This window comes from Paenibacillus silvestris, assembly GCF_009882985.1.
Taxonomy (GTDB): Bacteria; Bacillota; Bacilli; order Paenibacillales; family NBRC-103111; genus Paenibacillus_E; species Paenibacillus_E silvestris.
On record NZ_WTUZ01000007.1, the window covers coordinates 145291 to 151632 of the forward strand.

General features: G+C 44.8%; 5 protein-coding genes. 1 reads left to right on the top strand and 4 read right to left on the bottom strand.

From position 1 onward, the window contains the following. Window positions 1-25: 25 nt before the first annotated feature. From GQF01_RS03155 to GQF01_RS03165, 3 genes are read right to left on the bottom strand one after another with little or no spacing between them, the layout of a single operon-like run. A complete protein-coding gene (locus GQF01_RS03155) occupies window positions 26-1579 on the bottom strand; it encodes an ABC transporter substrate-binding protein (protein WP_161405435.1) in 1554 nt (517 codons plus the stop codon). A 48-nt stretch (window positions 1580-1627) separates the two neighbouring features. After that, window positions 1628-3094 (bottom strand): alkaline phosphatase family protein, encoded by a 1467-nt coding sequence (locus tag GQF01_RS03160; protein WP_161405436.1) that lies wholly within the window; start codon window positions 3092-3094, stop codon window positions 1628-1630. Then, entirely contained in the window at window positions 3072-3806 is a 735-nt protein-coding gene (locus GQF01_RS03165; RefSeq protein ID WP_161405437.1) for a 2-phosphosulfolactate phosphatase, read from the bottom strand. Before GQF01_RS03165 ends, GQF01_RS03160 begins: the two co-directional genes overlap by 23 nt. A 169-nt stretch (window positions 3807-3975) precedes the next feature. Between GQF01_RS03165 and GQF01_RS03170 the strand changes: the two genes are divergently transcribed. Continuing rightward, the gene (locus tag GQF01_RS03170; protein ID WP_161405438.1) at window positions 3976-4866 is read left to right on the top strand and encodes a LysR substrate-binding domain-containing protein; all 891 of its coding nucleotides are present in this window, start codon (window positions 3976-3978) and stop codon (window positions 4864-4866) included. A 42-nt stretch (window positions 4867-4908) separates the two neighbouring features. Here GQF01_RS03170 and GQF01_RS03175 read toward each other — a convergent pair whose 3' ends face one another. Then, window positions 4909-5055 (bottom strand): hypothetical protein, encoded by a 147-nt coding sequence (locus tag GQF01_RS03175; RefSeq protein ID WP_161405439.1) that lies wholly within the window; start codon window positions 5053-5055, stop codon window positions 4909-4911. Window positions 5056-6342 lie beyond the last annotated feature (1287 nt).

The window sequence follows — 6342 nt, forward strand, 5'->3', positions numbered from 1 at the left end:
GTTCCACCCCCTCAAAACTGGATTATTAGTTCAACACTTTGAAATTTTCCGCTCTAAAGTCCATTGCTTGCGAAGAATATGGCGCCCACTCCAGACCTTTACGGATTCCCCAGCCTTCGTATGGATAGTAAAGCACCGTGCCTGGTACTTCATCGTCGAAGATTTGCATCTGCTTTTTAGCCAGTTCCTTCCGTTTAGCTGGATCGAGGATAGAAGCCAGCTCCTTAGCATTTTTAAGGAACTCAGGAGTCATGTCCTTCCAGTAGATCTTCTCAGCATCCGTTCCCGGACCCCATAGCAACGACAAACCCCCAGACGGATCTGGAAAACGCATCGTATTTGACCAGTTTGCAACCGATTTTCGCTCAACTTTATCGCTAAACTTGACTTTGGCGTTAATACCGACTTTTTTCCACATGTCCACAATGGCTTCAGCCGCTTCATTGCCAAACGTGTAGTAATTGGATTTCAATTCGTATTCAATCAATTCACCTTTATAGGAAGACTCTGCGAGCAATTTTTTGGCTTTTTCCACGTTATATTCAGGTGTAGGATAATCGCTCAGGTAAAAATCGTTGAACTCCGAGTATTGATGGCCTTTTGGAATAACGGCTTTGCCTTGCCACAGCTTATCGACGAGCATTTGACGGTCAATGGACAAACTTAGCGCCTGGCGCACCTTTTTGTCGGCAAGCGGGCCGCTCGTTGTGTTAAACGTCAACACATGCATATTGCTAATATTAAGTCCTTTTACGCTGAGATTTTTGTTACTCTCAATAACGGATACTTGATCAAGAGGCACTTGCGTGATGAGATCTACCTCTCCAGTAATAAGTGCTGTAATACGGGTGGACGTTTCGTTATACACAATGAACTCGATTCTTTTCGCTGCCGGTTTCGCACCCCAATAATCGTCAAATCGCTCTAAAACTACTTTTTCCGGAGAATAGGAAACAACTTTATATGGACCGGTACCAACCGGTTTTGCAGCGAAGGCTTCATCGCCGACTTTCGTGAGATAATCGGCTGGGACGATCCATGAGCCCCAGCTTGAAGCGATACGTTGCTCCAACAGTGGGTCGACTACATTCGTAATGATTCGGAACTTGTAGTCATCGATTACCTGTACTTCCTTTACGACAGAGAGCATATTCGTCGCATCTGCCATTCCCGGCAGATTTTGGTGCAAACGGTTGAAGCTGAAGACAACATCCTTGGATTTCAACTCGTCTCCATTGTGAAATTTGACACCTTTCCTAAGCGTTACATCCAATGTGTAATCGTCAACACGTTTCCATTCCGTTGCAAGCATCGGCTTCAAAGACCATTTATCTTTCGGATCGGAAAGTAGAATCGTTTCGAAGATGTCATAGAGAATACGTATACTTGTGTTACCGCTGGTACGTTGCGGATCCAACAGTTGAGGAAGCTCGGTCACACCGATTTTCAGAACATCGAGTTCCTTGGAACCTGACGCTTGAGTACCTGATGCTTCATTCGTGGGCGGTGTGTTGCTACATGCCGAGAGCACGATAACAAGAAGCATGCTAATAATAAGTAAGATTGCTGTTTTCTTCATTCAAAATTCCCTTCTTTCTGTTTTTGTTTTTTTCACTTACACCTTCCGTTATTTTTTATATCCTTCTATATAAGTGGTTCCATTAACATCGATAAGCCGTATGCCTGCACGATTTTGTTGATTTTCAATTTCTTTGGTCACAACTTCAAGTTGGGTTAATGACATGTCTATCTGCTCAGGCTCAATTCCTTCAGCTAACACTCTTCCATCAAAGCCCGACTCTGCGCTTAGCCCAATTAATTGGCAAACCGTTGGTGCTATATCGACGATGCCGCAAGTTATATCACTGACATGGCCCTTCTTAAAGCTGCTGCCAACCCCCAGACAAAAAGCATGCATGTCATAAGGAGAAACTGTACCATGAGAAGATTGCAGCTTGGAAGATGAAGTTAATGCTCCAGTTATTCCCGGCACACCATATTCATTGGGTTCATTGTCCCATTTCGGTTGGATCACAAGAAGCGGTGCTCGCTCATGCGTGATCGATCCCAGTAACATTTCGAGGGAGAGCACATCGGGCAAATCCGAATACTTCGTATCCCTTGCAAAAACGAGCTCGCACCAATCCTGTGATTGCATCCAGCCGATTAAAGCCTTAACCTCTGCAGGGGTCTCTTCCACTTCTTCAGCCACATAGATATAACACCCGGTGACAATAAACCTAGTTTGAAGCTTTAGTTCTTGGGCAGCGCTTTGCATGTGCCCTTGAAGCGAGCCTTTAGCTTGTATCGTGGAATGTCCGTGATCGCTGATCCACAAAATATCGATCGCTTCACTTAGACTTTCCCGCTCAATAGCTTGCAGAACCTCCTTTACACAATCATCTACTACTTGTAACGCTTCATGATGTTCGGGAGATCCAATTCCATAATCATGCTGGCTTGCATCCGGTTCAGAAAGCCATAAAACCATTACTTGATTCTGATCATTTTTCAAGTGGTTATTTATCAATGAACGAGTTGCCCATAAAGCCCGTTCCTTTTTAATTTTGGTTTGTTCTTCAGGAACATGGCCCAATTGGCGATGCAGCTCTTCCAATTCGACTTTCCCATATACAGAGGAAGGATTAATGACCAGTTCGGGATGATTCAGGTTCCATAGAAGTGAAGCACCCGGTGAACTGGAAGCGGCAACTGCCAGATGCTTTCCGTATTGATGCAATCGGTCTCCTAACGTAGGGTGCAGGATGAAAGGCTCCGACTTGGCCTGACTATAGGCCAATAAGTGCTTGTCGTTTCCGGTTTGGAGTAAACCATCCTCACCAAATCCCTGCACATACATCAAATTGCTGACAACTCCATGACGTCCCGGGTAAACGCCGGTTGTCAAAGTTGTCATACTAACCCTTGTTTCAGATGGGTAAGCCGCATGAAAAGAGGTGAATAAAGTACCACGTTCCATCAGCTTGGCGCATGTCGGCATAAGTGCGGGGTCCACGCTATCCGGTCGTAATCCGTCCGTACCAATAATCAGTACCCTCCGTTTAGAAAGATCATGCTTGCTCGATAGTGTCATAGCGCTCTACCCCTCTCGTAATTTCGTTGATTCTTTGCAGTCGTACCAAGGATTCCCCGAATGGCTCTACTCTCAAAACGAAATGAAACCGATCCAAGCTCATGCATAAATCAAAGTCCTCAGGCGGAGCGGAAGCATCACGCACATCCAAAAATTTCCCTGTCTTACTTTCGTTAAGCATGTAATGCAGAATGGCGTTAAAATCCACTGAATTTCCTTCCAAAACGTTCTTTATATATTCGGCAAGGAGGGTATCTTCATCCGCCTCTTCCGTTGCTTCCCAGCCCATGCAGACCAACGACACGATCTCCGGATTCTTCATGCGGATGTAATCGATAATGGCCTGTGCATTTACAAAGCTGCCCGTAATAATTTCATCCGCTCCAACAGCATTCACAATTCCTTGTGTACCTGCGCTTGTCGTATGCACAATCGTTTTGCCCGAAAAGTCTACAAATTCAATAGACGAAGGGGAATTCCCGTAATCAAATCCGGGTTGAATGATTCCTCCTCTTTCACCCATCAGAATAAATTCTGGGTTGTCCTTCTTCAGCCTGTACGCAGTCTCCATATCACCAACGGGAATCAAATCCTTGACTCCATTTTCCATTGCATAGCAGGCTACTGAAAAAGCGCGGAAAACGTCGATAATAACGGTCAGGCCCTTGGCTTTGCGAGCCCCTTCGATTAACTGGTAAATATTAATTTCCATAAGCATAGATTCCTTCCTGTGACGTGAAACCATCGTCAATATCGTTATGTATTCATCCTAACTCCCGATTGTCATGATGAAATTAACTGCAAATTAATATAAATTTAACGAAGTCATGACATTTTCGCAGTATTATATAGATAACATCTATACTTGAGGAGCTGGAGTTATGTTTAATTTGCAGCAATTGAAAATTTTAGTCTTACTCGCGGAATATAAGAGATTGACGCTCGTCGCGAAAAAACTGAAAATCAAACAGCCTTCCGTTACATTTCATATGAAGAAGTTGGAACAATCAACAGGTGTTCGTCTTTTTATTCACAAGCATAAGTTGGTCCTTTTCACGGATGAAGGCAAAGCCCTTCTGCATTACGCCACCCGAATCGTTTCGTTGTCCGAGGAAGCGGAGCAAGTATTAACCGACTATCTGCAATTTAAAAAAGGGAAAATTATCATTGGATCGAGCAATACCCCAGCAACCTACTTTCTTCCAAAACTGCTTGGGGAAATGCGCCAGGCTTACCCACATGTAAACATTGCCATCCAAGTGCATAATTCTCCTCAGATTATAGATTTGGTTAAAAAGTTGGAAATCGATTTTGGGCTGGTAGCCGAGCATCAAGTGAGCGATCCTGAACTTGTCGCCATCCCGATGGTTAACGATGAGCTTGGCTTGGTCATGTATCCCGATCATCCACTGGCACTTGCAGACACAATTGAGTCAGAGCTTTTGCAAAACGAGTTATGGATTTTGCGGGAACAAGACTCGGCTTCACGCAGAATGATGGAGCTTTGGGCTGATCGGAACAATATTAGCTGTAAGGACGGGCTGGAACTTGGAACAACGGAAGCAATCAAACGAGCGATTCAGTGTCGATTGGGGATTTCCATCTTGTCCCGATTAGCTGTTGAGGATGAAGTGCGAGGAGGACAATTGATTTTTAAAAGTTTAAACTCTGAGACGATGAGTCGCAGCCTGTTTTTCATCTATAGCCGAAATCGTTTTGTAACGCCAATTCTTCAGGAATGGATTCATTTCTTCAAAACCATGCGGTTTTAAAACTTGTTCAAAGAGGTAACCTTATAGATATCCTTTGTTTAATCACATGCCTGAATCAAAATACAACAAACCGGAACCCCAACGGAGTTCTGGTTCATATGCCGAATTCTTCGCCAAGAGCCCACCAGACAACTCCGAGGGCAGATCCCATCTGCGTTCCACTAAGTCAACCGCTTCCAAGGCCTGCATGACAACAGGCTCCCTTTCAGACTCTCTACTTAGCATTTTCTAATACTATATCTGTAGTAATTGCAATAGCTCCGAAGATCGCCAGTCATGCCAGTAGCCTCTATCTTAGTACATGAAACGTTATCCGCTAGCTTTGATACCCTTTCTCAGTATATTCTGAAGTGCTTTAGAAATCATATAAACAGCTACCATATAGTGAACGCGCATTCGTAATTTAATTGATTTTTAGAAATACAAAAACTCCCACCAACCTGCTTTATCCAGTGGGAGTATACCTATCGAAACGAAATCTTTACTAATTTGTATTCTAGTTGATTTAAAGAAGGCCAAACATAGTAATACTGTTAGATCAAATCTATAAGTCATCTTCCATCTAGCACCTAGTAAACTAGAATTGATATAGCAGTCTCTATAATCAAGTAAACCAATAAACTTGGGAGTAGTATTTATTATGAATATTGTTGTCAAGCTAAGTGCCGGTTCCACCAAGCAAGCACCCATTTTTTGGTAAATGGTTTTTAGTCTACATAAATCCGGTTACTAGTCCATTCCTAAAATAAACTACTCACGTACAATGAACCAACTATGTAGGGAGGTGTCATTATTGAGTTGCTTAGATAATAAGAAACGATGCAAAAAGAAAACAATAATTGTTTGCCCTCCGAAAACAAAAAAAAAGAAGCGTCGACTTCGAGTTGTTAAAAAAATTGTACAGGTATCATGTCCCCCACCTAAAGTGAATGTGACAACTCCGACAGTTGTTGGTCCTCAGGGACCTCAAGGACCTGTTGGTCCTGCCGGTGGACCTCCGGGACCTCAAGGACAGATAGGACCCCCGGGACCTCAAGGACCTGCCGGTACACCAGGTGGACCTCCGGGACCTCAAGGACCAAGAGGACCTGCGGGGCCTGCTGGTGGCCCTCAGGGACCAATAGGACCGGCAGGACCGCAAGGAATACCTGGACCTGCTGGAGCAATGGGAGCACAAGGGGCTCCTGGATTGGTTGGCCCAATGGGACCACAAGGTCCAGCGGGCTCAGAAGGACCTGCTGGACCAAGAGGACCGGCTGGAGGAGAAACTGGACCAAGAGGACCTGTGGGTCCAGCCGGACCAAGAGGATTTGAAGGTCCAGTGGGACCAAGAGGACCTGCAGGGGCGCAAGGACCTCGAGGAGACCAAGGAGACGAAGGACCACAAGGAGACCAAGGGATACAAGGGATACAAGGACCAGCAGGAACGCCTGGAGCTCAAGGAGCAACTGGAGCACCAGGAGCTGCAGGAGCACC